Raw genomic sequence first — 24,593 nt, 5'->3', positions numbered from 1 at the left:
ATCTTTAAGACAAGGAGAAGACAACATTAAATCACAATTGATTACTGAAAATAATACTAATTTTAGACCTCATGGATTACGCTCAATTGATAAATGAAACAGCACAATACGTACATAAGTATATGGATGACCATGACCTTTCAAAGCTGAGCTTCCATAACCGAGCGCACATTGAAGAGGTGGTAGAGGCCGTGAAGAAGATGGCAGACTATTATAACCTCGATGAAAGAGATACAGCTATTGTGACGCTATCGGCATATTTTCATGATCTTGGTTACTGCATTAATGGTAAAGATAATCATGAAGAAAGAGGTGCAGAAATAGCGGAAAAATTTTTACACTTAAAGCAGGTTGATACGAGCATTATTCTTGCAATTCGCGGATGTATTTTGGCGACAAAACTACCACAATCTCCTAAAGATCTCCTTGAAGAAATTGTCTGCGATGCAGACTTGTATCATTTTGGGAGCGATCGGTTTGAAGCTCGTAATAAATTGATGCGCCAAGAGGCAAAAGCTTGTGGATATACTGCAACTAAAGAGGAGTGGCGTAAAAACACCATTAAATTGATGGAAGCTCATCATTACCATACCGATTATGGACGTAACTTATTAGATCAAAAAAAGCAACAAAATATCCAGGCTTTACAACAGAAAGAAGAGTCGGAAATTAGCGGTCAAGAAAAAAATAATCGAAGGCCAGAGCGGGGTATTGAGACCATGTTTCGAATTACTTCAACCAACAATCAGCGCTTAAGTGATATGGCTGACAATAAATCAAATATCTTAATTACGGTAAACTCCATCATATTATCGGTTGTTATTGCACTGTTGTTGCGTAAGTTAGATAATAATGTACATCTGGTATTCCCTACTGCTATTTTGCTATTTACTAGTCTGATTACGATGGTGATAGCGATTCTCGCAACTAGACCTTCTGTCCCAAATGGTAAATACACACCAGATGACCTGAAAAATAAGAAAGTCAATCTCTTATTTTTCGGTAATTTTTACCAAATGAACCTAGAAAGCTATAGTAATGGGATGAAACTCATGATGGAAGAACGAGATTACCTCTATAGTACTTTAATTAAAGATGTTTACTCCCAGGGAGTTGTTTTGGGACGTAAATTCAAATTACTCCGCTTAGCTTATAATATATTCATGTATGGGTTAATTGTTTCTGTACTTGCTTTTGTTATTGTCGTTATTATTAATGCTTAAGATATGAACGATACAAATGGTGAATCAGTTAATTTGAGGTTGTTTAATCGGGATTTAAGCTGGTTATCTTTTAATGAGCGGATTTTGAAGGAGGCAGGAAACAAACAGGTTCCTTTGCTGGAACGAATTAATTTCTTAGCAATTTTTTCTTCTAATCTAGATGAGTTTTACCGGGTGCGCATGCCGGTGCTTTCTGCATTGAAAAAGATTAAAAATGAGGAACGTCATGATGATTATGTACCTAACGAGACGAATATATACAAAAAAGCCAAGTTACAAATAGAAAAGCAATTAGCTCTTTTTGGAAATACTTTAGTAGCAGATATCATTCCCGATTTGAAGGATGAAGGCATATTTGTCGTATACGATGGTATTATACCCGAAACTATTGCGTCCCAAACAAGGGATTATTTTTATGAAAGCATAGCTTCATTTTTGGAAATTAGGATACTTGATGATGAGCCTTTTTTTCCTGAAAACAATCAATTGTATTTAATCTTTACTGTTGAAGAGCAAGGAACTGAAAAATTGGGTCTTATTAATATTCCTTCCGACCGAATAGCTCGTTTTTACAAAGTTTCAGATGAAGATAAAACATATATTGTCTTTATTGATGATATTATTCGGCAAAATCTGAAATTGGTATTTCCAGAGGGTTCTATTACAGGTATCTATGCATTGAAAGTGACACGAACTGCTGATTTAGAATTGGACAACGAGTTTGAGGGCTCATTGTTGGAAAAGATAGAAAAACAAATTAAGAAAAGAGATTTTGGAATTGCTACGCGCTTATTGTACCAACCAGATCTTCCGGATGAACTTTTACAAAAGATCAACAAGCTCTTTAATCTGCGAAGATCTAATGGAATAAAAGGAGGAAACTATCATAATTTAAGCGATTTATTTTCTTTTCCAATTGATAAAAAAGATTGGAAATACAGAACACAAGCTCCGATTCCTTATAGCTTTAAAACCAGATCTTTTTCTTTGTTTGCAGAAATTGAAACGGAAGATATTTTAATACATACGCCTTACCAATCGTATCAGGTTATTTTACGGTTTTTTAATGAAGCGGCATTAAGTCGGGATGTTGAAGAAATTTATATTTCCATGTATCGGGTAGCGAGTGATTCAAAGATTCTGAATGCCTTACTAAGCGCAGTTAGAAATGGGAAAAAAGTAATTGTTTTTGTAGAATTAAAAGCAAGATTTGACGAAGAGAATAATATTTACTGGGCTAAAAAATTAAAAGACGCAGGAGTAAAAGTATTGTATAGTATTCCAAACTTAAAGGTACATGCTAAAATTGCTCTGGTGAAAACACGAAAAGACGGTCAGGAAAAATTCTTTGGATTGCTGTCTACAGGGAATCTAAATGAAAAAACAGCTTTTGTATATGCGGATCACATATTATTGACTGCTAATCAAGAAATTCTTTATGAATTAAAGGAAGTTTTTAATATGCTGACAGAGATAAGAGACAAAGAATCTACTTATACTATTCGGTTCAACCATCTTTTGGTCGCTCAATTTAATTTGTCAGAGCGCTTTATTAAGCTAATAGATCAGGAAATTGCACATGCAAAAAATGGACTTCCTGCTTCGATTATCATAAAAGTAAATAATTTAGAAGAAAAGGGAATGATTCAAAAATTATATGAAGCAGGTCGAGCAGGGGTAAAAATTCAGCTAATTGTTAGAAGTATATGTCGTTTGGTGCCCGCAGTAGCTGGCTTGAGCGAAAATATAAGTGTGAGACGTATCGTTGATCGTTATTTAGAACATAGCCGAGTCTTTATTTTTTATAATAACGGTGACGAACAAGTTTATCTAGGATCTGCCGATTGGATGACTCGAAATATATTTAATCGTATTGAAGTCTGTTTTCCGATTATAAATGAACGGTTGAAAAAAGAAATACAAACCATTATCGCCTTACAACTGGAAGACGATACTTCTGCGGAACTTTTGGATGGAAATATGGAACCGATAAAATTTTTATCGAGTAAAGGACTGCGTGCCCAAGATCGTATTTATAACTATTGTAAACAAATTGAAAATCCCTTAAACTAATATCATATGAACAGTAAAAAAATATTTTGGATATGTATGCCGATAGCAAGCTTATTTTTCTTCTCGGCATGTGCACAAACCCCTAAAAGCTTTGTAAGTCCAAAGGGATATGATTTAAATAATGGCGAAAAGCAATTCTTGCCAGATGCCTTACATGAAATATCTGGTATAGCCTTCCCTCAAGAAAGCTCACAATATATTTTCGCTAATGAAGATGAGCATGGTATCGTATATTTTTTCGCTCCAGGTGAACAAAATCTGCAACAGATAAAGTTTGCGAAAAAAGGTGATTATGAAGGTATTGCTATTAATAATGGCTATGTGGCAGTTATGGAAAGCAGTGGTACTATTTATACTTTTCCTCATGCTGATATGAGTCAAAAAAATGCGTCAAATGTAAAAGTCGCAGAGAGTCTGATTCCAAAAGAGGAGTATGAATCATTAGCAGCTTCAACAGCGGATAGTTTATTATATGTATTATGTAAAAAGTGCACGGTAGATAAAGGGTCTAAAACATTGACCGGATATATATTGGCACTTGCTAAAGATGGCGAAGTTTCCCGCAAAGGTGAATTTAAAATAGATGAGGAACAAATTGACCGTCTTAGTAGTTTGAACGGAAAGAGCTTCCGTCCGTCGGCATTGACTAAAAACACACAGACGAATGAATGGTTTATTCTTTCCTCTATCAATAAGATGCTCGTGGTTGCCAATGATAAATGGGAAGTGATAGGAGCTTACCCCTTGAATCCAACTGTTTTTAATCAGCCAGAAGCCATTGCCTTCGATCATTCGGGTAATCTATATATAGGAAATGAGGGTGGGGATAAAACTAATAAAGCAACATTAATAAAATTTAAATTGAATTGATCATATGTTAAAATTCATCCATATAGTTTTGCTATCCTTTTCAATGACTCAAGTTATTGCTCAAGATAGTGTGCTCAATCGCGTTATTTTTATAGGCGATGCTGGTGAGATAAATTTTAAACAAGAAACCATCATACCACTTGCTGCAGATTTAATTCTAAAGGGTAGAACGACCGTTATGTTTTTGGGAGATAATATCTATCCGCGTGGAATGGGGCTTCCGGGTGACCAAGAGGAAGTAGAAACTGCGGAAATCTTGCGTTCTCAATATGGGCCGATGCGAGCAAAAGGTGCACCCGTATATTTTATCCCTGGAAACCATGACTGGGACAGGTCGGGTAAGGATGGATTAGCAAAGATTAGGGCTCAAGGAGATTATTTAGCGCAACAAAATGATTCTCTCTTGCGGTTGATTCCAGCAAATGGATGCCCTGACCCGATTGAAATCCCGATCTCGGATCAGATGGTTATTATTGCTTATGATAGTGAATGGTGGCTTTTTCCTTATAAAAAAGATAATCCTAATCATGAATGCGCATGTAACTCCGAGGTAGAGGTTTTGGCAAAACTAAAAAACATACTGGATAAGAATCAGGACAAAATGGTATTGGTAGCCTCACATCACCCTATGCAATCTTTTGGAATACATGGGGGCCATTATTCGTTGAAAGATCACCTATTTCCGTTGACCCTGATTGATAAAAGCCTTTATTTACCGTTACCTGTTATTGGATCATTATATCCATTATTGCGTTCAACTGCTTTTTCAAATGCAGAGGATATGCGCCATCCTACATATAAACGTCTGAAACAAAGCGTTGGGAAGGTATTCGAAGGACACCCAAATTACATTTATGTAGCAGGCCATGATCATGGATTGCAGTTTATCAAAAATCGAGATCAATATCAAATAGTAAGTGGTTCCGGAGCTAAAAGTTCCGCTATTAAGAACAATAAGAAATTGCTTTATAAAAATGCTAAACAGGGTTTTGTTGCAGTAGATATGATGCTGGATCGGAGTACTCGTATTACTTATTATCGTTATGATAATCATGGAATAAAGGAGGATTTTGTATATTGCATACCCCTCAGGAAATAGGGTTAGCCATGCAATAAAAGACTTCTAAATTGAGGATATTTAGTCATTAAATAAATTTACGAAGTAATTTTGATAGCAGAAGAGTCCTTCCTAGATTGATTCGTTTTACGATTTGATAAAAATGGAGACAAACGATCGTTGTCAAAAAGGATATTCATATTCAATGTTTAAGCCCGTGTTAATTTAAACTTTTAAAAAGATGCAATCAGCATTATTCGATATCATAAATGAAGATGGAGGTCAATTTCCTGAAATTGAAACAAAGTTCTCCTTTGAACCGTTTTTAAATTATTTAAAAGAAAGGACGAGGAATGAAATTTCAATCAAGAAGAATTTTTTCGAGAATGTACTCCATGAGTTTAAGCTCATATTTGAAGTACATGGAACTGTAAATGAAGAAAATATTGTTCACTTTGAACCCATATTCAGGTTAATCCATGCCTCATTAAACCCGCCGTTAGTGGAAGAAGAAGAGGCTTATTGGGCTCTTGGGTTTCCGATAGGACAAAAAATATGTTTTGGCACAGATAAATTTTATGAGCTTCTGAAGCAGCATGTGTGCCAAGATCAATTAAGGATTAGTCAGAATCCATTGGATTCATCAGATAAAACGAACATGTTGTACGCATTTATTCTGGAAAGATTATATGGTATAAATCCTGCAAAACATTTAGAGCTGATACATTCATTTGAAGATGCTACTTCGGGTCTGCAAAAGTACTATAGAATCCATATCGATCATTCTTTCGTAGATGTGAATGTAACAGGAGAATTACCCATTATTGACCGCTCGAAGATAAGAGATGAGTTTTCAAAAACCTTAAATTTTGAAATAATAAAATCAATACTTCCATTGGATCAAATCCGATTAGATGGTTTCTCAATTTTAACAGTTACTGATGTTACTGCACAACAAGCCCTTGAAAATATCAAAAACATGATTATTAGAGGGGTTGAAAACTCAGATTCCTACGGACATGTCATACAGGCTTTGAAAATACTTGCAGGAAGTGCAGATATTGAATTTTCGCTCTTACCCTTTTTGAGGCTAAATGCTCAAGTAGTCTTTGATTTTAAAAATAAGAAGAATTCAATAATCTATTCCTTATTTCAGAATAATAAAATGAGTGAGGATCGTATTCAGGAAATATTGGATCAATTTATTAAACAACCTCAAATTCTAGTATTCAGTAATGACCAATCGCCAGAAGATAAAAACATACAATTTTTCTGGGATAAATTAAAAGAGTTGGATGTGGTAAACTATGCCTTGATTCCGATAGCTCATAATAAAGAGCTAGTAGGAGTTATAGAAGTTTTCACCAAGAAGAAGGTTGTTTTAGATGAACAGGTTCTAGCGCGTATATTTAGTGCGAGTACACTACTTGCACAATTATTAAAAGATGAAATCGTTGACTTTGAGACGAAAATAAATGAGGTTATAAAAGATAAGTTTACCTCCCTTCAGTCAGCCGTACAGTGGAAGTTTAATAAAGAAGCTTGGACATATTTACAGCAGTTGGAGGAAGGGAAACCTAGGCCTATTATAGGCGATATTAAATTCGAACAAGTATATCCCTTATATGGTGCTGTTGATATCAGGAATTCAACCATTGAAAGAAACAAAGCAGTATATCAGGATATGGTCGTTCACTTAGAGTTACTAGAAAAACTATTGGTTCGGTTAAAGGATCTGCACAGCATTGTTATTCTTGATGAAATGATTTTTAACTGTAGGCGATGGTTACAGGAAATCAATGAAGAGATGATGGATAGTTTCCAAATCCAAGTCAATGATTTCTTTAATCAGAATGTGCCTGAAGTGCTAACCTATTTTACGGAGTATTCAAAAGAAGCCCATACCTTAATCAACGGATACGAAAAAGCAGTTCACCCTATAGAGGGTATTGTCTATAAAAATCGTAACATTTTAGAAAACTCCATTCAATTGATAAATAGTGGTATCAGTGGTTATTTGGAATTATTTGATAAAGAATTACAAAGTTCTTACCCTTGTTATTTCGAGAAATTTAGATCAGATGGAGTTGAGTATGATATATACATAGGGCAATCTATTGCACCGAATAAAAAATTTAATGAGATATACCTTAAAAATATTCGACTTTGGCAATTGACTTCAATGGCTGCTATCGGGAAAATTACGCATAGTTTACTCGAGCAGATGGGCAAACATCTACTGACTACACAGCTTATTTTTGTCAATGCTAATTTGATTGATATCAATTTTAGAACAGATGAGCACCGTTTTGATGTAGAAGGTTCTTATAATATTCGTTACCAGATCATTAAGAGGAGAATTGATAAGGTAACCCTTAAAGGTACGAGCGAGCGCTTGACCCAACCGGGTAAAATAGCAATTGTTTACTTTACGAAGAATGATGAAAAGGAGTATTTGGGCTATATACAATATTTACAAAAGAATGGAACATTATTAGATGATCTGGAAGAATTGGAATTGGAAGAGTTGCAGGGAGTTAAGGGGTTGCAAGCTTTAAGGGTGGGTATCAATTTCACCTCGTATGAGGCAATAGATTAGGGTAAATCTTGATTTACATCAACTTTTAGTTTACTGGTACTTCTTAACTTCGCGATGGACAATGATTGCTTTCATTTATTTATAAATATTAAAAATATCAGATTATGATCACACAAAAATGGTTGGTTGACCCAAGTCACAGTGAGGTGTCTTTTAAAGTAAAGCACTTGATGATTACGACGGTGACAGGTTATTTTGGGAAATTTGACCTTGAGGTAGAGACCGTTTCCGACGATTTTAATACAGCCCAAAAGATTGTATTTGTAGCTGAAATCGATTCGATTAATACCAATGATATACAGCGCGATGAACATTTGCGGTCGGCCGATTTTTTTAATAGTGTAGAAAACAAATATTTGAAATTCTTAGGTACACACTATAAAGGAATAGGCAGTGATGCCCAATTAACTGGCCAATTGACAATAGGGAGTGTTACCAGAACGATTACGTTAGACGTAGTATTTGGTGGCATTGTAGTCGATGGGTATAGCCAGACGAAAGCGGGGTTCTCAGTCTCTGGTAAGTTAAGCCGTAAGGAATTCGGTTTAACATGGGATGCGGTAACCGAGGCGGGTAATATCGTTGTAAGTGATGAAGTAAGAATCAATGCTGAAATACAAATTGTAAGGCAAAGTTAAGTCCTTTTGGAACTCATGGACCGTGCCACAATTGCCATACTAATTGCTCAATTATTGAAAAAAAGTAAAAGGCTTATCCCTATAAGTCTTTTACTTTACCAAATTATAGTTATAATATTATTGTCTCTACACTTATTTGTGAATGGAGAATCTTATGTATTGGACAAGTATTCGCGACTGCTTCCAACCGTACTTGTTGTTTTTCATCAATATTACCTTCATAACTAATTTTCCGGATTAATTTTGTTTCTTTTTTATCTTCAGATTGTTCTACGGTAACTGCTACATGAAATTTTTCAATTGCCCATTGTTTATGGTCTGTATACATTTTTAGCGTGATCGCTGTACAAGAAGCAAGCGAAGACGCTAGTAGTTCTAACGGCTGAAAACCCAAGTCAAGACCTCCTTTTTCAGTAGGTTCATCAACAATAATGTTATTTTTTCCTGCGATAACTGTGGTTTTGTATTTATCGGATCCTATAGTTGCTTTTACGGTGTTCATGCTTTTATATTTTATTATTTAAGTAAAAATCAGGTAGTGGTATATAGCCAGTTTCATTGGCAACGGGTGGAAATTTTTTATCGATCCAGTCTTGTTTGGCCTGTTCAAGTCTTTGTTTGGAAGAACCCACGAAGTTCCAAAGGATATAACGTTCTTCAGGCAATGGCTCTCCTCCAAAAATATAAATAGTCGAATTTTCACCAATTTCAAATTCGCACAACTGTGCATCTTTAGCTACAAGGAGTTGTTTGGGTTCGAAAATTGTTCCATTATCTGTTATACTACCTTCCAAGATATAAAGTCCCGATTCGCCATAGAGATCTTTACCTATACTGACTTTTGCTTTATTTTTTGATTTTATTTCGATAAAGTACAGTTTACTGTAAACAGATACGGGGGATTTTTTTCCAAATGCCTCTCCTGCAATTAGCGTGTAGTTTACACCTTGTTGATCTTCCCAATGCGGAAGGTCTTCTGCATTGGTGTGTTCAAACGAAGGTTCGCATTCTTCCAGTTCCTTAGGAAGGGCTACCCAGATCTGCAACCCATGTAATACTTTGTCGGTATGGCGTAAATATTCTGGGGTTCGCTCCGAATGTGTTACACCTTTTCCAGCAGTCATCCAATTTACGGCTCCAGGTTTTATTTCCATTTCGGTACCTAGGCTATCGCGATGCATGATGGCGCCTTCAAAAAGATAAGTTAAAGTTGATAGTCCAACATGGGGGTGAGGACCTACATCTAGATTTTCATATTCATTCAATGCAGCCGGCCCCATATGGTCGATAAATGTAAATGGCCCGACCATTCTTTTTTGATGGAATGGAAGGAGACGACCGACCATAAAATTACCGATGTTTGCGGCTCGCTCTTCTATAATGACTCCTATATTTGACATATTATTCTATTTTTACGCGTTAAAGTATTAAACAGTTTTATTGTACTTAAGTTTACATTTTAGCAAATCTTGAAATCAACTAAATAACATCATAATTGTACAATTTTCGACGATTTCATTATTTACTAAGCTAAAGATAGTCGTTTCATTGCTCTAAATCATTGATCTAGATTAAGAAAGTCAGGATTGCTTATTCCATTCGATTTGGATGCACATGGAAAGCTTTTTTAAAGAATGCGAGCGATAAGCGATATGGCAATAGATTTCTGAACGATTTAATTTCCATTTACCAACCACAAGATTGCTGTTGATTGCTTAAAAAAGAAAATAATGTATGTTATTTATTTCTAGTACCATTAAAGAATTACATGAACAGATAGGGGAGAGCGGAGCGAGAAGGAACTAGAAATAACTAGAAAAAGGTAAAATTAAAGAATTGATGATTGCTTGTTTAAGCATCTAGTTAATGGTAATTTGACATTCGTCTTAATTTTTTTACAATTTGACTGTATAAATCAGATTAATAATCTGTTTATTTGTGTTAAAGAAATGATGGAATTTCATTGACTAAACCTAACTTTATGATGCTAAGCGTTTTAAATATTATTTTTTGCATTGCATTTATTGGATTTGCATATGTAAATCTCAATGATAAAGATTCATGGCTATGGATACCAATATATATGCTGGCATCCGTTTGCTGTGGGTTGACTGTTTTTGATCTTTATTATCCATTTATATATCTTGGTGCTATTGTATTTTATCTTATTTATGCTGTTATCCTCTTTTTTGCAAAAGATGGAGTTCGTGATTGGTTGATGAAATACCGAACGCCAAGTCTGGTGGAGAGTATGCAAGCTACTAAACCTTATATTGAGAAAACGAGAGAATTTTTCGGTCTTCTCATTGTTGCTGCTGCGTTGGCTATAAACTATTTTGTTGCTGTTAATTTGTAAATGATATCGATGATCGATTTAGAGAGAAAAAAACAACTCAATGAGCTGTTCCAACAGATTCTTAAACAAAACCTGACTCTGGATGCATGGTCTTGGTTAGTCCTTAAGGTGGAGGCGATTAAAACAGAAGAAAAAACACTCCAGTTAAATCAAAGTTTTTCACAAATACCAAGGATGTTAGGTAAAAATCAGGTAATTATCCAGCCCGAAGAATCCGTGGAAATAAGTACATTATTGCCTGGTTTTTCTTTGCAGGAATGGTCTTCGGATCGACTGGCTCGTGTATGGTTGTTGATGCAGTTACCGGATCATAATAAAGAGGTTTATCTCCATAAAATAAATAACTTATTTATCGCTTCGGAAATGAATGAACTGATTGCACTTTATTCAGCTCTGCCTTTCTTAAGTTATACCGAAGAATGGGTTAGCAGATGTGAAGAAGGAATTCGTTCTAACATAGGAACGGTATTGGATGCAATTATGTATCACAATCCCTTTCCTGCAAAGACACTTACCGAAGCTGCATGGAACCAATTGGTTTTAAAAGCTTTTTTTACTGAAAAAGATGTTAACCAAATTACTGGATTAAAAGAAAGAGCGAATCAGGCCCTAGCGTGTACCTTAAACGATTATGTTGAAGAACGTCTAGCGGCCCATAGAACAGTTCATCCAGAAATTTATCAATTAATAGAATTAGGAAAATAAAATAACGAATTATGTGCTGTAATGACAATTTCCAAGAAAGAAATGCAGGAGAAAGAAACCAAAGCGCTCTTGATTTAAATGATATTAGTGGAATGAAATTTTTTGATCCACATATCCATATGACTGCACGGACTACGGATGATTACCAAGCGATGGTAGATGCAGGTATCGTGGCTATCATAGAACCTGCTTTTTGGTTGGGTCAGCCGCGTACCGGAATTGATAGTTTTACGGATTATTATAGTAGCTTGATCGGTTGGGAAAGATTTAGATCTTCTCAGTTCGGTATTAAGCATTATTGTACGATAGGCTTAAATTCGCGTGAGGCTAATAATGAAAAGTTGGCTGAACAGGTAATGGAACTATTGCCTCAGTTTATTTTTAAAGAGGGAGTGGTTGGTATTGGTGAAATAGGTTTTGATGATCAGACTGCTGCGGAAGAAAAATATTTCAGATTGCAGTTGGAGCTTGCCAAAGAGGCAGGATTACCTGTACAGATTCATACACCGCATAGAGATAAGAAAAGAGGTACGCAGCGTAGTATGGATATTGCTATTGAGCATGGTCTCTCTCCTTATTCAGTGATTGTCGATCATAATAATGAAGAGACTGTTAAAGAGGTTTTAGACAGGGGTTTTTGGGCTGCTTTTACAATCTACCCATTTACGAAAATGGGTAATGAACGTATGGTAGATATTGTGAAACAATATGGTTCAGAGCGGATTATGATTAACTCAGCTGCAGATTGGGGTATTTCTGATCCACTTGCCGTACCTAAAACTGCTGCTTTAATGAAAAAATCTGGCATTAGTTTAAGTGATATCGAATTGGTCAGTTTCCGAAATGCAATTACGGCTTTTAGTCAAAGCGGGCAGATTGATGAAAGTGATTTCATATCCGTTAAGAATATTGATCAATCTCAAAAATTTGCGAGTAATTCTATTTTACGTGGTGGACAGCAACCACGAATTGATAAAAACTCGATTATCATTACTTAATTAGGTATTGCATTGGAAAAATTAATAGGATATATCAGGTTAATGAGACCCGCAAATGTTGTAACTGCAGTAGCCGATGTACTTGCTGGTATAGCGATATCAGGTTACTTGTTAACAATAGGTTGGGATGATCCATTGCCAATTATACTACTTTGTATTTCAACAATTGGTCTGTATAGTGGCGGCATTATTTTTAATGATGTCTTCGATGCCAATCTAGATCGGGTAGAACGTCCCGAACGTCCTATACCTAGTGGATTGATCAGCGAGAGAGGTGCAACTATTTTTGGAGCAATATTTTTCCTTATAGGGGTTGGGACCGCTACTTTTATTGGTGCGACGACAACTGTACTTGCCATATCCATTATGGTGGCTTGTTTACTGTATAATAAATGGGCGAAACACCATGCTATTTTAGGTCCCCTAAATATGGGGCTCTGTCGTGGATTAAACCTGTTACTTGGTGTCAGCATCATTAGTTCCGAAGTGAGTCAATGGTGGTTTTTGGCGATTGTACCTATTATTTATATTGCCTCTATCACGATGATAAGTAGGGATGAAGTACATGGAGGAAGTAAAAGAATGCTTTATTTCGCAGCTCTACTTTATGCCTTTGTTATAGCTTGTATCTTATTTTTTGCAGTTTTCAAAGGAGATATTACCGTCACCCTTTTATTCCTTGCACCCTTTGCATGGATGATTTTTAAGCCACTTATAAAAGCAATAAATAACCCTATAGGACCCAATATCGGAAAAGCAGTTAAAGCCGGTGTGATTGCTTTGATTTTAATGAATGCGGCTTGGGCCAGTGTTTTTGCAGATTGGAAAATTGCGCTGACAATCATTTTTTTATTACCATTATCCATTTTACTAAGTAAAGCTTTCGCTGTTACTTAATTAGTGATTTTTAATTATGAGTTTTTTAGAACAGTCCTTTAGTGTAAAATTTGAATATAAAATACATTTTACTAAATCGTTATTTGACATCGATAATCCTACTTTAATAGATTTTTTTAAAGGGAATCCTACCGATGTTTTACGGAAAATATTTTTTGTATTAGATCAGGGGGTAGCTGATGCACACCCTGATTTAGTGCCTCGTATTAAAGCTTATTTTAAACAACAACAAGAGGTTCAGCTGATCCAAGAGATTTTGGTTATTCCGGGAGGAGAAGCCTCAAAGAATGACACTTCCTTGTTTGATCGTGTAGTAGAAGCGGTGGATCATTACGGTATTGATCGCCATTCTTACATAGCTGCAATTGGTGGTGGAGCAGTGCTCGACCTTGTCGGTTATGCGGCGGCTGTATCTCACCGTGGGATCAAGCATATCCGCATACCAACAACCGTACTTTCGCAGAATGACTCTGGTATCGGTGTTAAGAATGGCATAAATTATAAAGGAAAGAAAAATTTCTTAGGGACTTTCGCGCCCCCCTCTGTAGTGTTCAATGATGATCAGTTTTTGTTAACATTAACGGATCGGGATTGGCGGTCAGGTATTTCAGAGGCTGTTAAAGTTGCATTGATAAAAGACCCAACATTTTTCTATTGGATTGAAGAACATGCGACAAAATTGGTTGCTCGTGATTTAGATACCATGAACTATCTGATTGTACGTTGTGCTGAATTACATTTAAATCATATTGCATCTGCAGATCCATTTGAGATGGGATCTGCGAGACCTTTGGATTTTGGTCATTGGAGCGCACATAAATTGGAGCAATTAAGCAATTTTCATGTTTTGCATGGTGAGGCTGTAGCAATGGGTATCGCTTTGGATAGTGCCTATTCATTCTTAAGCGGATTATTAACAGAGGATAAATTGTTGCGCATATTGCATGTATTGCATCATCTATCATTTGATATTTCTAATCCATTAATTCAGATTAATGATCAAGAATCACCTATACTTAGTGGTTTAACGGAGTTTCAGGAACATCTTGGGGGTAAGTTGACCATCACGCTATTAACTGACCTAGGTACAGGGAAAGAGGTGCATCATATGGACCATCAGTTATTGATAGCAGCAAGTAACTATGTCTTAAATTTTACCAGCGTAACAGCTGGCTTAAATCATTAAATTAGTAGAAAATGAAAGTTAATACAGGCCATTTAACATATTGCACAAATATCCATCCAGGAAAAAATTGGGCCGATGATTTTAAAGCTTTAAAGGATAATTTTTCCTTTATCAAACAGTCTGTTTCAAAAAATGAGCCACTTGGAATAGGACTTAGATTATCTAATATTTCGAGCTTGGAGCTCGTTAAAGAGGATAATTTAATTGAGTTCAAGCAATGGTTGAAAGAAAATGACGCTTATGTCTTTACGATGAACGGTTTTCCTTATGGCGAATTTCATCGTACAGTAGTCAAAGAGGATGTACATACACCAGATTGGACTACTGATGCGCGTAAAGATTATACGATAAGACTCTTTACCATTCTACAGTCTTTATTAGCCGAAGGAATGACTGGTGGTATCTCGACATCTCCACTTAGTTATAGACACTGGTTTAAGTCCACTGCTGATTTTATGGAGGCAAAAAGGATTGCTACCTTAAATATAGTGGAAGTAATAAAGGAATTGATTTCGATGGCAGAAAGTACGGGTACAATCATGCATCTCGACTTGGAACCTGAGCCGGATGGGATATTGGAAACAGGGCGAGAATTTATCGATTGGTATACGAATGATTTACTCCCGATAGCAGTTCAGGATATTGCAACATCATTTGGTATCACTGCAATTGACGCCGAATCATTGATTAAGAGACACCTTTGTCTTTGCTATGATGTTTGCCATTTTGCAATCGGTTATGAAGACCATGCAGTCGTGCTAAAAGAGCTAAAAGCGAAAGGAATACGAGTGGGTAAAATACAAATATCTGCAGCTTTAAAAGCAAACTTAGATCAATCTAGTGAACAAAGAGCAATTATTAAAAATAGTTTTCAAAAGTTTAATGAACCGACTTATCTACATCAAGTAGTAGCCCTTAAAAGTGATGGTCAAGTGATACGCTATTCGGACCTAACACCTGCACTGGCAGATTTTGATCATCATGATGTGATTCAATGGCGTGCCCACTTCCATGTCCCTATATCTGTACAAGATATTGGCGCATTACAGTCCACACAACAAGATATCATCGAACTATTAGAGCTGCAAAAAAACGAACCCTTTACCGATCATTTAGAAGTGGAGACCTACACTTGGGAGGTACTACCAGAACAATTAAAAATACCCATTGCAGAATCTATTAGTAATGAACTGGATTGGGTAATCAAAACGAATGTATAAGATGAAGAAAACAGTTGTAATCGATGTAGTTGGTTTATCTGCGAACTTAATCGGAAAGCATACCCCATTTTTAGAACGGTATCTAAAGGAGAAAAATTTAGCTGCAATAGCTCCCATGCTACCGGCATTAACAACCAGTGTACAGTCAACATATCTGACAGGAAAACAGCCTACAGAGCATGGTATTGTTGGAAATGGTTGGTATGATGAAGTTGATTCGGAAATTAAATTCTGGAAGCAATCCAACAAATTGGTGCTCGTGGAAAAGATTTGGGACAAAGCCAAAAAAGAAGACCCAAATTTTACTTGTGCCAATCTATTTTGGTGGTACAATATGTATTCGAATGCTGACTATAGCGTTACGCCACGACCCAATTATTTGGCCGATGGTCGAAAACTGCCAGATTGTTATGCAGAACCAGCAGAGTTACGTGATATTTTACAAGAAAAACTGGGTCAGTTTCCTCTTTTTAATTTTTGGGGACCTGGTGCCAATATCAAATCGAGCAGATGGATTGCCGATGCCTCCATGATTACAGATGAGCTTTATGATCCTACACTATCGCTAATCTATTTACCTCATTTGGACTATTGCTTACAGAAATTTGGCAATGATTGGAATAATATCAGTAAGGAGCTTGGTGAAATAGATACCTTGATCGGGGAACTGGTTGTATTCTATGAAAACAGAGGTGCGAATGTTATTGTACTTTCCGAGTATGGTATTGTACCAGTAAATAATCCCATACATATCAATCGAATCTTTAGAGAAGCAGGATTATTACAAATACGTATGGAGCGCGGTCTAGAGTTATTAGATGCAGGAGCTTCCAAAGCCTTTGTCGTTGCGGATCATCAGGTAGCGCATGTCTATATCAACGATCAGTCAGTAGTGGCTCAGGTGAAAGAGATCTTGGATAGAACACCAGGGATTGCTCAGGTTCTGGATCAGCAAGGGAAAGAGGAGTATGGGATAGCCCATGAACGTGCGGGTGAGTTTGTTTTGGTTGCATCTCCAGAAAGCTGGTTCACTTATTATTTCTGGCTCGATGATGACAAAGCTCCTGATTATGCAAGATGTGTTGATATCCATAAAAAGCCAGGGTATGATCCTGTCGAAATGTTTATGTCCTCAAAGTTTCGAGCTTTGTATAAACTCTTGAGAAAGAAAGCAGGGTTTCGTTATGTAATGGATGTGATTCCATTAGATGCTAATTTGGTTAAAGGGTCGCATGGAAGTGTCAATACACCAGAGAAATTTCATCCTGTTTTAATAACTGACGCAAGTTTACACACAGGCAATATACAAGCGACTCAAGTTTACGATTTAATTTGGAAGTCTTTGCATAGTGGAAAATAATCATATTACGGAACTATTGGTTCGCTTTTAAGAAAATCGAAACTAGAAGGACATCATATAAAACAAGAAAGCCATTCTTTTTAGGAATGGCTTTCTTGTTTAGTATCATTATTATTTTAATGAGTTGATATAAGCTGCAATTTTTAATCCGTCAGCCTTAGAAACTTGAGGCATAGGAGGCATTTCTGTAGCATAACCTGGCCAGTTTTCAGGTTTAGGGTTATAGATGAGCTGCACAATCTTTTCATTTGAATATTTACGTTTAGCAATTTCAGTGAAAGATGGTCCTATTTGCTTTTTTGTAGGGTTATGACAGGCCAAGCAAGTATTACTTGTCAATAACCCCTTTACTTCAGCATAAGTTGGCGCTTTAGTAACTGTTTTCACTTCGGTTACTTTCGGTTTTACCTCGTTAACTTTCGTCTTTACTTCAGCTGTCTTTTTTGCTGTCGCAACTTTGTTATTGGTTGTTGCAACCTTATCGATCGGTTTTGCAGTAACCTCCACCACAGGGTCATTTGCAGAGTTTTTAGTACTCAATGCGCTTAAAGCTAATTTTTCTCCATTAGGTATTGCGTTTAAAGTGTAATAAGCGTCTGGGTGAACAATAGAGTAGAAGTTTTGCTTTTCACGGATACCATCCACATTAATGGTATGGATATAATGCTCACGAAGACCATCTACTACAATTCTAGCTTTAAGTCCATCGGGAGAAACCTTAACACCTTTAATATTTAAAGTCTCTTTATTAACAGGAGGTGAACCATATACAGGATGATATTTGTAAATAAAACTTTCAACACTATACGAAGCTAAATCTTGCGCTGAATTTAAATCAACAGGTTGGGTAAACTCAATTTCAAAACCATCAGGCATTGCTCTTACAGCTTTCATCTCAAATGGAATCTTATTGTTGTACACCAAGCGTTCAAGTCCTTCATTTGCATCACCTGCAGAACCCCATCCTCGGTTAGTTTCACCAACAAATAATGAACCATCTTGTCCCCACGCAAGTCTCAATACGCCTGAACGAAACCCACTTCTGAACATAAATGCCGCTCCTTGTTCTTCCCCATTTATAGTTTCAAGGAATACACGCGAGATGATACTCATTCCCTGATCACCAACCAATAATTGTCCTTCAAATGGACCAAATGTTCCTTGAGGAATTTTTACGGGTTCGGAATTTGAAATCCCAAGAATACCATGTGGAAGCCATACTGATGGTAAGCGAATTTCAGGAATTTCTTTTTTCATTTCAAAAACTGTTTTGAAATTCTCATTGACTCTATTTTCAGGTTTTATGTATCTTCCTTGATCATTTTTGATGCGACGTTCATCTATTTTAGAATAAAAGGATTCAGATGATAATTTTAACGGTGAATCTGGTCTTTTGGTCCATACCAAACTGGCAGGGTGCCCCATAAAATCACCTTTACTTACTTTCCATAAACCTCCGGAACCTACCCAATCCCCTTGGTTTTCGGTATAATAAAGCTGTCCGTCAATAACATTGATACCTGCTGGGGAACGTACTCCTGCTGCCCAAGGCTGCATTTTTCCATCCTCAGTAATGTTCATAATCCAACCGCGCATTGGCACGCGACTTTCTGCACGCCACCATTCTTCGTCTCCAAAAGCGACGTTACCAGATACAAAAAAGGATCCATCTGCAGCTATTTTAGGACCAAAACTGTATTCGTGATAGTGTCCGCTTATTGGCCATGCATAGACCGTTTCATAAACATCGGCTTTACCATCCATGTTTTTATCAACGAGTTTAGTCAGCTCGCCTCTTTGGGCTACATATAGTGCACCATCTTTATAGGCAAGACCCAATATCTCATGTAGACCAGTAGCAAATTTCCGAAAGTATGGTCTATTACTAGTTGGATTTTCTACGATAAATACATCACCTCTACGGGTGGATATGCCAAGGTCACCATTGGGTAAAGTAATTAGGCCACCTACCTCTAACACAGGTCCCTCAGGCATCCTTACTTTCATAATTTTAAAGAAATCTTCTTCTTTTGGTGTTTCTTGAGCTTGCGAAATGCTATAACTAAAACTCAAAGCTAGCATTGCTAGCATTCTAAAAGTGTGTTTCATATAATAATTGTGCTCTCTCGATTAGAATGAGATAGAATAATTTAATTGTTTGTCAAGTTGTATGATGAGTTCTTTACCACCATTAGCATCTCTAATGATAGGTTTTGGAGCACCTTTATCAAGTTCGAGATAATAGGACTGCCCATCCATCAGGTAAAAACCTTTTGAAAGCTCTTCAATAGAACTGGCATTGGCCAATAATAAATAAAGATTTGAAACTGGTTTGTCAACGCTCACGGATCTGTTCAAACTCTTACCATCATTTGAAACCGTTATGATGTCTGTAACTCCTGCACCATACACATTATATTTAAATTGTGGTCTATCTTCATTATCGATGACATATCCTTTAGTTTTAAAACCTGTTCCTGTAGTGTCTGTTGGCCATGTTGCTTGCGCATTAGTAAGTTGCGCTACGGCAGGTGCAGCTATTTTTGCAAAAGAAGTAATTGCTCCACGAGCTCTAGAAGTACCATTACCTCTACCATCCCACATCGGGGTAGCATCGATAAATTCGCCATGCCATGCATGCAATAACACCCCATTATCTAAGTCATAGCTATAGTGCGTCTTTTGCGGCGACCCAACAGATATCGCATGTACAGCAAGTTTTTTAGGTGCATAATTGACAAAACTTCTTATCATCGTATTGGTCGGAGCATCGATATAAATAGGATCGGTAGTATCGCCGCCTTTATTACTTGCATTAATTAGATCGTCCGTAAGTTTTGATATTTTAATATTTTTAAATGCGACTGATCCATGGTCCCCTTGAAGACGTAAAGGACCTAGGGCTTTTTCTTTATCTGCCGCACCACCTGTTGGACCAAATAATTCAACATTTTCTTGAACCAAGACGCCGTTAAGCTCAACGCTTAATATCCTTGCATTGACAGTTTTGTTTCCCGCTGCATCAAACTGAGGTGCTTGAAATGCAATTTTCAAGTGTTGCCATAAGCCAGGAGCTTTGCTCGCATTTTGACGGGGAGCATAACCTTGGTAACCTTCAGGTCTAGTGTTATCTACACGTTCGTAAATACCGCCGTTGTCCGATGAGGACGGATTTAGGACACCCCAAGAGTCTTTTAATTGCACTTCATAATTTCCCTGTAGGTAGATTCCGGAGTTTGAATTTTTAGCCATTAAATAATCCAGCTCAAGAATCATATTTCCATGCACTGCATTTGTAAACAAATCCGACCCCTTCATTTTCGTCGAGGTTGAATTGACAAGAATGCCCAATCCTTTTAATGGTTTTACTTCATTTTCATTTTTGGGTTCCGCTATTACTTTTTCAGCAATAGTCCAAGTTTTTCCTGCGGCATTGAATGCTGATAGATCGTTAAGTTTAATTTCTGACTGATCCGTTAGCTGTTGAGCCATTAACAATGTCGTTCCAAATAACCAGCATAAGCCGGTTGTCCCGAACTTCAAGTAGTTTAATTTCATATTGAGTATTAGGTTATAAACCATAAATGTAGCAAATTAGTCGTTGCTAAAAGGATTTTCTTTGTAATAATTTTAATATAATATTCCTCGAGATAGATATGGAGCAAAGATCTAGCTACATTGGTTGCCGAATAGCATCACTAAAAAAAAAGAGCCATCAAAATAATATATATTTTGGTTAAAATAGCGTTAGTTAGAGCGAAAATATAATTGCACCTTTAAGGCAAATTATTATGCTAATAATAATGAAACGCAAAATAAGTTAGTACAACCTATAAGATTAATTATGATTAAAACACTTTTGTCAAAAATCTTCTTACTGCTGATGACCGTATCAGTTCTAAGTTCTTGTCACGATAAGCGACCGGGAAAACCTCGCGTATTGGTTTTTAGTAAAACGGCTGGCTTCCATCACAATTCTATTGAAAAAGGAAATGTTGCTCTTCAAAAGTTAGGGCTCGATAATAATTTTGACGTAGATACTACGACGAATGCAGATTGGATTACAGAAGATTCTTTAAAAAACTATTCTGCTGTTGTTTTCCTCAATACGACGGGCGATCTGTTGAATAGTTACCAGGAAGCGGACTTCGAGCGCTATATACAAGCGGGTGGAGGTTTTGTAGGTATTCATGGAGCCGCTGATGCTGAATATGATTGGGGATGGTATGGACGGTTAGTTGGAGGGTATTTTGTTACACACCCTGAAGTGAAGGAAGGGGAATTAACGATACTGGATAAAAAACATCCTGCAACAAGCTTTTTATCTGATACTTGGGTACATACCGATGAGTGGTATGTCTTTAAAAAGTTGTACAAACAGATTAACGTGTTGATGACAATCGATAAAAAGGTCTATGCTAATCCTGAAAAAATGACCGAAACACCAATGGCTTGGTACCATGATTTTGATGGTGGGCGATCCTTTTATACTGGTTTAGGACATCAAGATGAAGATTATACAGACGATTTATTTCTTAAGCACGTATTAGGAGGTATTGAATATGCTATCGGAGATAACTACGTATTGGATTACACTAAAGCCAAGACAAAACGAGTACCAGAAGAGGAAAGGTTTACTAAAGTTTCTTTAGCAGTTGGTGAGTTTTTTGAACCAACAGAAATGGCTATTTTGCCAAATCTTGATATTTTGGTTTCGCAACGCCGTGGCGAGTTGCTCCACTATAACCAGGAAACAAAAAAAGTAAGTCAGGTAGGTTTTTTAGATGTATATCATAAAACAGAAACCCCTAATGTGAATGCTGAGGAAGGTTTTATGGGACTGACAATAGACCCGGACTTTGCAGATAATCATTATGTATATGCATTTTATAGTCCTAAGGATACCTCTGTTAATCGTTTGTCAAGATTCGAGTTTAAAGATAATAAACTTGATATGGGGTCGGAAAAGATAGTGCTTCAGTTTTATTCACAACGCGATATCTGTTGTCATACTGGTGGCTCTCTTGCTTTTGGTAAAGACAGAAATCTATATTTATCCACAGGTGATAACTCAACTCCATTTGATGAAAAAGATCAGAAATTTGTGAGTAATGGTTATTCCCCTCGCGATGATCGTCCTGGACATGAGCAATACGATGCTGCACGAAGTTCAGGGAATAGCAATGACCTACGCGGTAAAATCTTACGAATACAGGTAGAAAAGGATGGGTCATATAAGATTCCGAAAGGAAATCTATTTGCAGAGGGGCAAGCAAATACAAAACCTGAAATCTATGTCATGGGGAACAGAAATCCATACCGAATTTCCACCGACCCAAAAACAGGTTTTCTTTATTGGGGAGAAGTTGGTCCAGATGCCAATGCAGATAGTTTAGGTAGAGGACCGAGAGGTTACGATGAGGTGAATCAAGCGCGTCAAGCTGGATTTTTCGGTTGGCCATTTTTCGTAGGGAATAATTATGCCTACAATCCTTATAATTATGAAACAGGAGAAAGTAGCCAAGCATTTGATCCTCAAAAGCCGGTCAATAACTCCCGCAATAATAATGGTATTAAAGAATTACCTGTAGCACAACCTGCTTTTATCTGGTATCCATATGGTGAGTCTGTAGATTTTCCACAAGTGGGTTCGGGTGGACGTAACGCTATGACTGGTCCGGTATACTATTCAGATCTTTATCCAAAAGAAAGTCGTTATTCAGATTATTATGATGGAAAATTATTTATTTATGATTGGATTCGTGGATGGATCAAAGTCGTGACGATGTTGCCAAATGGTGATTTTGATAAAATGGAACCTTTTATGCCCCATACAAAATTGGCTTCGCCGATTGATATGGAAGTTGGTCCAGATGGTAAAATATACATCTTGGAATATGGTAATGGTTGGTTCAGTAAAAATGCAGATGCTGGTATATCAAGAATCGATTATAATGCAGGAGAATTGCCTTCAAAACGTGTGAATAAAACTGTTACTGTAGCAGGGGGGAAATCATCTAGTGATACCACCTATAAAGATTTAGATAAAGCAGATGGATCTTTGGGACATAAAGAAGGTTCAGATGTTCCTAAAGGAGAAGCTTTGGTATTAGCATCCGATTGTAAAGCATGTCATGCAACGGATAAGAAGTCCGTTGGACCTAGTTATAAAGAAGTCGCCAAACGTTATAAAGATAATAAGGATGCAGTAGCACTGCTATCACATAAAATCATTAATGGAGGTAGCGGTGTTTGGGGTGAGGTAGCTATGGCAGCACATCCATCACTAAAAGAAGATGAAGCAAATGAAATTGTTAAATGGATACTATCCTTATAAGTGATTGTATCATATCATTAAATTTACGGGTAAATGAAGAGGTTGTATCAAAAGATACAACCTCTTTTTTGTTGCGATAAATAGTGATGGAAAAATTGGAAGAACGGATTTTTTTTAAATGAGATCTAATATTGTTTGTAGCTTTATTATCTAAATGATCGCTTATGCACCCAACACCCCTGTTTGGTTTCCTCTGAGATGAAATGATTTAATAGAAATAATAAATTGATTTGGATATTTTGTCAATCTTTGTATATTTGTCCATTATCTTTAATTAATCTAAATAAGAATGTATTACGTTAAGCAACTATTAGTCGCGATGATCGTACTTTTTGGCGGTAACCAAATGGTACAAGCTCACGCGATCTGGATTGAAAGCAATCCAATGGGTATCAAGAACCAATCTCATACTATCCGAATTTATTATGGTGAGTACGCAAGTGGAGAAATAGAAAAGACTAAAGACTGGTATTCGGATTTAAGTCAGTTAAAACTGAATCTTGTAAATCCGGACAATCAAGCTGAGTTGAAACTTACGGACAAGGGAGATTATTTGGAAGCTAGTTTTGTTCCTGTCCAAGAAGGAGTTTATCAGATTTTCGTCTCACATCCTGCGAAAGAACTTGGTGGAACTACACGGTATGAATTTTTAGCGCAAAGCCACATTCAGGTAGGTAAGGGCACTGCATATTCTGCAGTTCCTTTGTCAGCTCATTTCATATTCCAAAACAAAGTATTTAAAACAAATGATCAAGTAGAAATTCAATTATTGCGTGGCAACAGTCCAGTAGCTAATGAAGAAATTTTAGTGATGTCTCCAAAGGGATGGAGCAAAAGCTATAAAACAGATCATCAAGGTAAAATTAAAGCAGAGGCAATTTGGCCAGGTACCTATGTCATCGAAAATAGTCATATGGCCGATCAATCAGGAAATTGGAATGATAAAACCTATAGTAAGAATTGGCAGGGACTTACAGCAAGTTTTCAGGTAAAATAAAAAAGAAAAAACGCCATATAGAACGGTAATTCTAATATGGCGCCAAAGGTAGTCTAACGGTAATTAGGCTGCCTTTA

19 protein-coding genes are annotated in these 24,593 nt (G+C 36.7%); 15 read left to right on the top strand and 4 right to left on the bottom strand.

Annotation, left to right across the window (positions count from 1 at the left end; all coding sequences use genetic code 11):
- Positions 1-71 precede the first annotated feature (71 nt).
- The 6 genes from KO02_RS16395 (at position 72) to KO02_RS16370 (ending at position 8,460) form a co-directional block, all read left to right on the top strand.
- On the top strand, positions 72-1,223 hold the full coding sequence (locus KO02_RS16395; protein ID WP_038700006.1) for a Pycsar system effector family protein: 1,152 nt from the start codon (positions 72-74) through the stop codon (positions 1,221-1,223).
- Between the two features lie 3 nt (positions 1,224-1,226).
- Entirely contained in the window at positions 1,227-3,296 is a 2,070-nt protein-coding gene (gene ppk1 / locus KO02_RS16390; protein ID WP_051959998.1) for a polyphosphate kinase 1, read from the top strand.
- 6 nt (positions 3,297-3,302) lie between these two features.
- Positions 3,303-4,166, top strand: coding sequence for an SdiA-regulated domain-containing protein (locus KO02_RS16385; RefSeq protein WP_038700004.1), 864 nt, complete (start codon positions 3,303-3,305; stop codon positions 4,164-4,166).
- Positions 4,167-4,170: 4 nt separating this feature from the next.
- The gene (locus KO02_RS16380; RefSeq protein ID WP_081918411.1) at positions 4,171-5,265 is read left to right on the top strand and encodes a metallophosphoesterase; all 1,095 of its coding nucleotides are present in this window, start codon (positions 4,171-4,173) and stop codon (positions 5,263-5,265) included.
- 199 nt (positions 5,266-5,464) lie between these two features.
- Positions 5,465-7,822 carry a hypothetical protein gene (locus KO02_RS16375; protein WP_051959996.1) on the top strand — a complete coding sequence of 786 codons (2,358 nt, stop codon included), beginning with the start codon at positions 5,465-5,467 and terminating at the stop codon, positions 7,820-7,822.
- A gap of 104 nt (positions 7,823-7,926) precedes the next feature.
- Positions 7,927-8,460 (top strand): YceI family protein, encoded by a 534-nt coding sequence (locus KO02_RS16370; protein ID WP_038700000.1) that lies wholly within the window; start codon positions 7,927-7,929, stop codon positions 8,458-8,460.
- 109 nt (positions 8,461-8,569) lie between these two features.
- On the opposite strand, the gene KO02_RS16365 is transcribed toward KO02_RS16370, so the two are convergent.
- Together KO02_RS16365 and KO02_RS16360 are read right to left on the bottom strand one after the other, a co-directional pair.
- Entirely contained in the window at positions 8,570-8,962 is a 393-nt protein-coding gene (locus KO02_RS16365; protein WP_038699998.1) for an OsmC family protein, read from the bottom strand.
- Positions 8,963-8,966: 4 nt separating this feature from the next.
- Positions 8,967-9,860 (bottom strand): pirin family protein, encoded by an 894-nt coding sequence (locus KO02_RS16360; RefSeq protein WP_038699996.1) that lies wholly within the window; start codon positions 9,858-9,860, stop codon positions 8,967-8,969.
- Positions 9,861-10,441: 581 nt separating this feature from the next.
- Between KO02_RS16360 and KO02_RS16355 the strand changes: the two genes are divergently transcribed.
- Genes KO02_RS16355 through KO02_RS16325 form a run of 7 tightly spaced genes read left to right on the top strand, consistent with a single transcriptional unit; the run spans position 10,442 to position 17,182 of the window.
- The gene (locus tag KO02_RS16355; protein WP_038699994.1) at positions 10,442-10,816 is read left to right on the top strand and encodes a transmembrane 220 family protein; all 375 of its coding nucleotides are present in this window, start codon (positions 10,442-10,444) and stop codon (positions 10,814-10,816) included.
- Positions 10,817-10,825: 9 nt separating this feature from the next.
- Positions 10,826-11,521, top strand: a complete 696-nt coding sequence (locus KO02_RS16350) for an EboA domain-containing protein (protein WP_235212278.1) — start codon at positions 10,826-10,828, stop codon at positions 11,519-11,521.
- 11 nt (positions 11,522-11,532) lie between these two features.
- Positions 11,533-12,519 (top strand): TatD family hydrolase, encoded by a 987-nt coding sequence (locus tag KO02_RS16345; RefSeq protein WP_038699992.1) that lies wholly within the window; start codon positions 11,533-11,535, stop codon positions 12,517-12,519.
- 12 nt (positions 12,520-12,531) lie between these two features.
- A complete protein-coding gene (eboC, locus tag KO02_RS16340) occupies positions 12,532-13,416 on the top strand; it encodes a UbiA-like protein EboC (protein ID WP_200878561.1) in 885 nt (294 codons plus the stop codon).
- A gap of 16 nt (positions 13,417-13,432) precedes the next feature.
- Positions 13,433-14,602 (top strand): 3-dehydroquinate synthase, encoded by a 1,170-nt coding sequence (locus KO02_RS16335; protein ID WP_038699988.1) that lies wholly within the window; start codon positions 13,433-13,435, stop codon positions 14,600-14,602.
- A gap of 11 nt (positions 14,603-14,613) precedes the next feature.
- Positions 14,614-15,822 carry a metabolite traffic protein EboE gene (eboE, locus tag KO02_RS16330; protein WP_038699986.1) on the top strand — a complete coding sequence of 403 codons (1,209 nt, stop codon included), beginning with the start codon at positions 14,614-14,616 and terminating at the stop codon, positions 15,820-15,822.
- 1 nt (position 15,823) lies between these two features.
- Positions 15,824-17,182, top strand: coding sequence for an alkaline phosphatase family protein (locus KO02_RS16325; RefSeq protein WP_038702854.1), 1,359 nt, complete (start codon positions 15,824-15,826; stop codon positions 17,180-17,182).
- 111 nt (positions 17,183-17,293) lie between these two features.
- On the opposite strand, the gene KO02_RS16320 is transcribed toward KO02_RS16325, so the two are convergent.
- Together KO02_RS16320 and KO02_RS16315 are read right to left on the bottom strand one after the other, a co-directional pair.
- A complete protein-coding gene (locus KO02_RS16320; protein ID WP_235212277.1) occupies positions 17,294-19,273 on the bottom strand; it encodes a c-type cytochrome in 1,980 nt (659 codons plus the stop codon).
- 39 nt (positions 19,274-19,312) lie between these two features.
- Complete coding sequence (locus KO02_RS16315; RefSeq protein WP_038699982.1) at positions 19,313-20,740, bottom strand: DUF1080 domain-containing protein; 1,428 nt, start codon at positions 20,738-20,740, stop codon at positions 19,313-19,315.
- Between the two features lie 286 nt (positions 20,741-21,026).
- Here KO02_RS16315 and KO02_RS16310 point away from each other — a divergent pair, with 286 nt between their 5' ends.
- Positions 21,027-23,519 carry a ThuA domain-containing protein gene (locus KO02_RS16310; RefSeq protein ID WP_038699980.1) on the top strand — a complete coding sequence of 831 codons (2,493 nt, stop codon included), beginning with the start codon at positions 21,027-21,029 and terminating at the stop codon, positions 23,517-23,519.
- A gap of 289 nt (positions 23,520-23,808) precedes the next feature.
- On the top strand, positions 23,809-24,516 hold the full coding sequence (locus KO02_RS16305) for a DUF4198 domain-containing protein (RefSeq protein WP_038699977.1): 708 nt from the start codon (positions 23,809-23,811) through the stop codon (positions 24,514-24,516).
- The last annotated feature ends 77 nt before the right edge of the window (positions 24,517-24,593 follow it).

The organism is Sphingobacterium sp. ML3W (genome assembly GCF_000747525.1).
Taxonomy (GTDB): Bacteria; Bacteroidota; Bacteroidia; order Sphingobacteriales; family Sphingobacteriaceae; genus Sphingobacterium.
The sequence above is the reverse complement of the archived record's forward strand: the minus strand, read 5'-3'. Positions and strand labels throughout refer to the sequence as shown.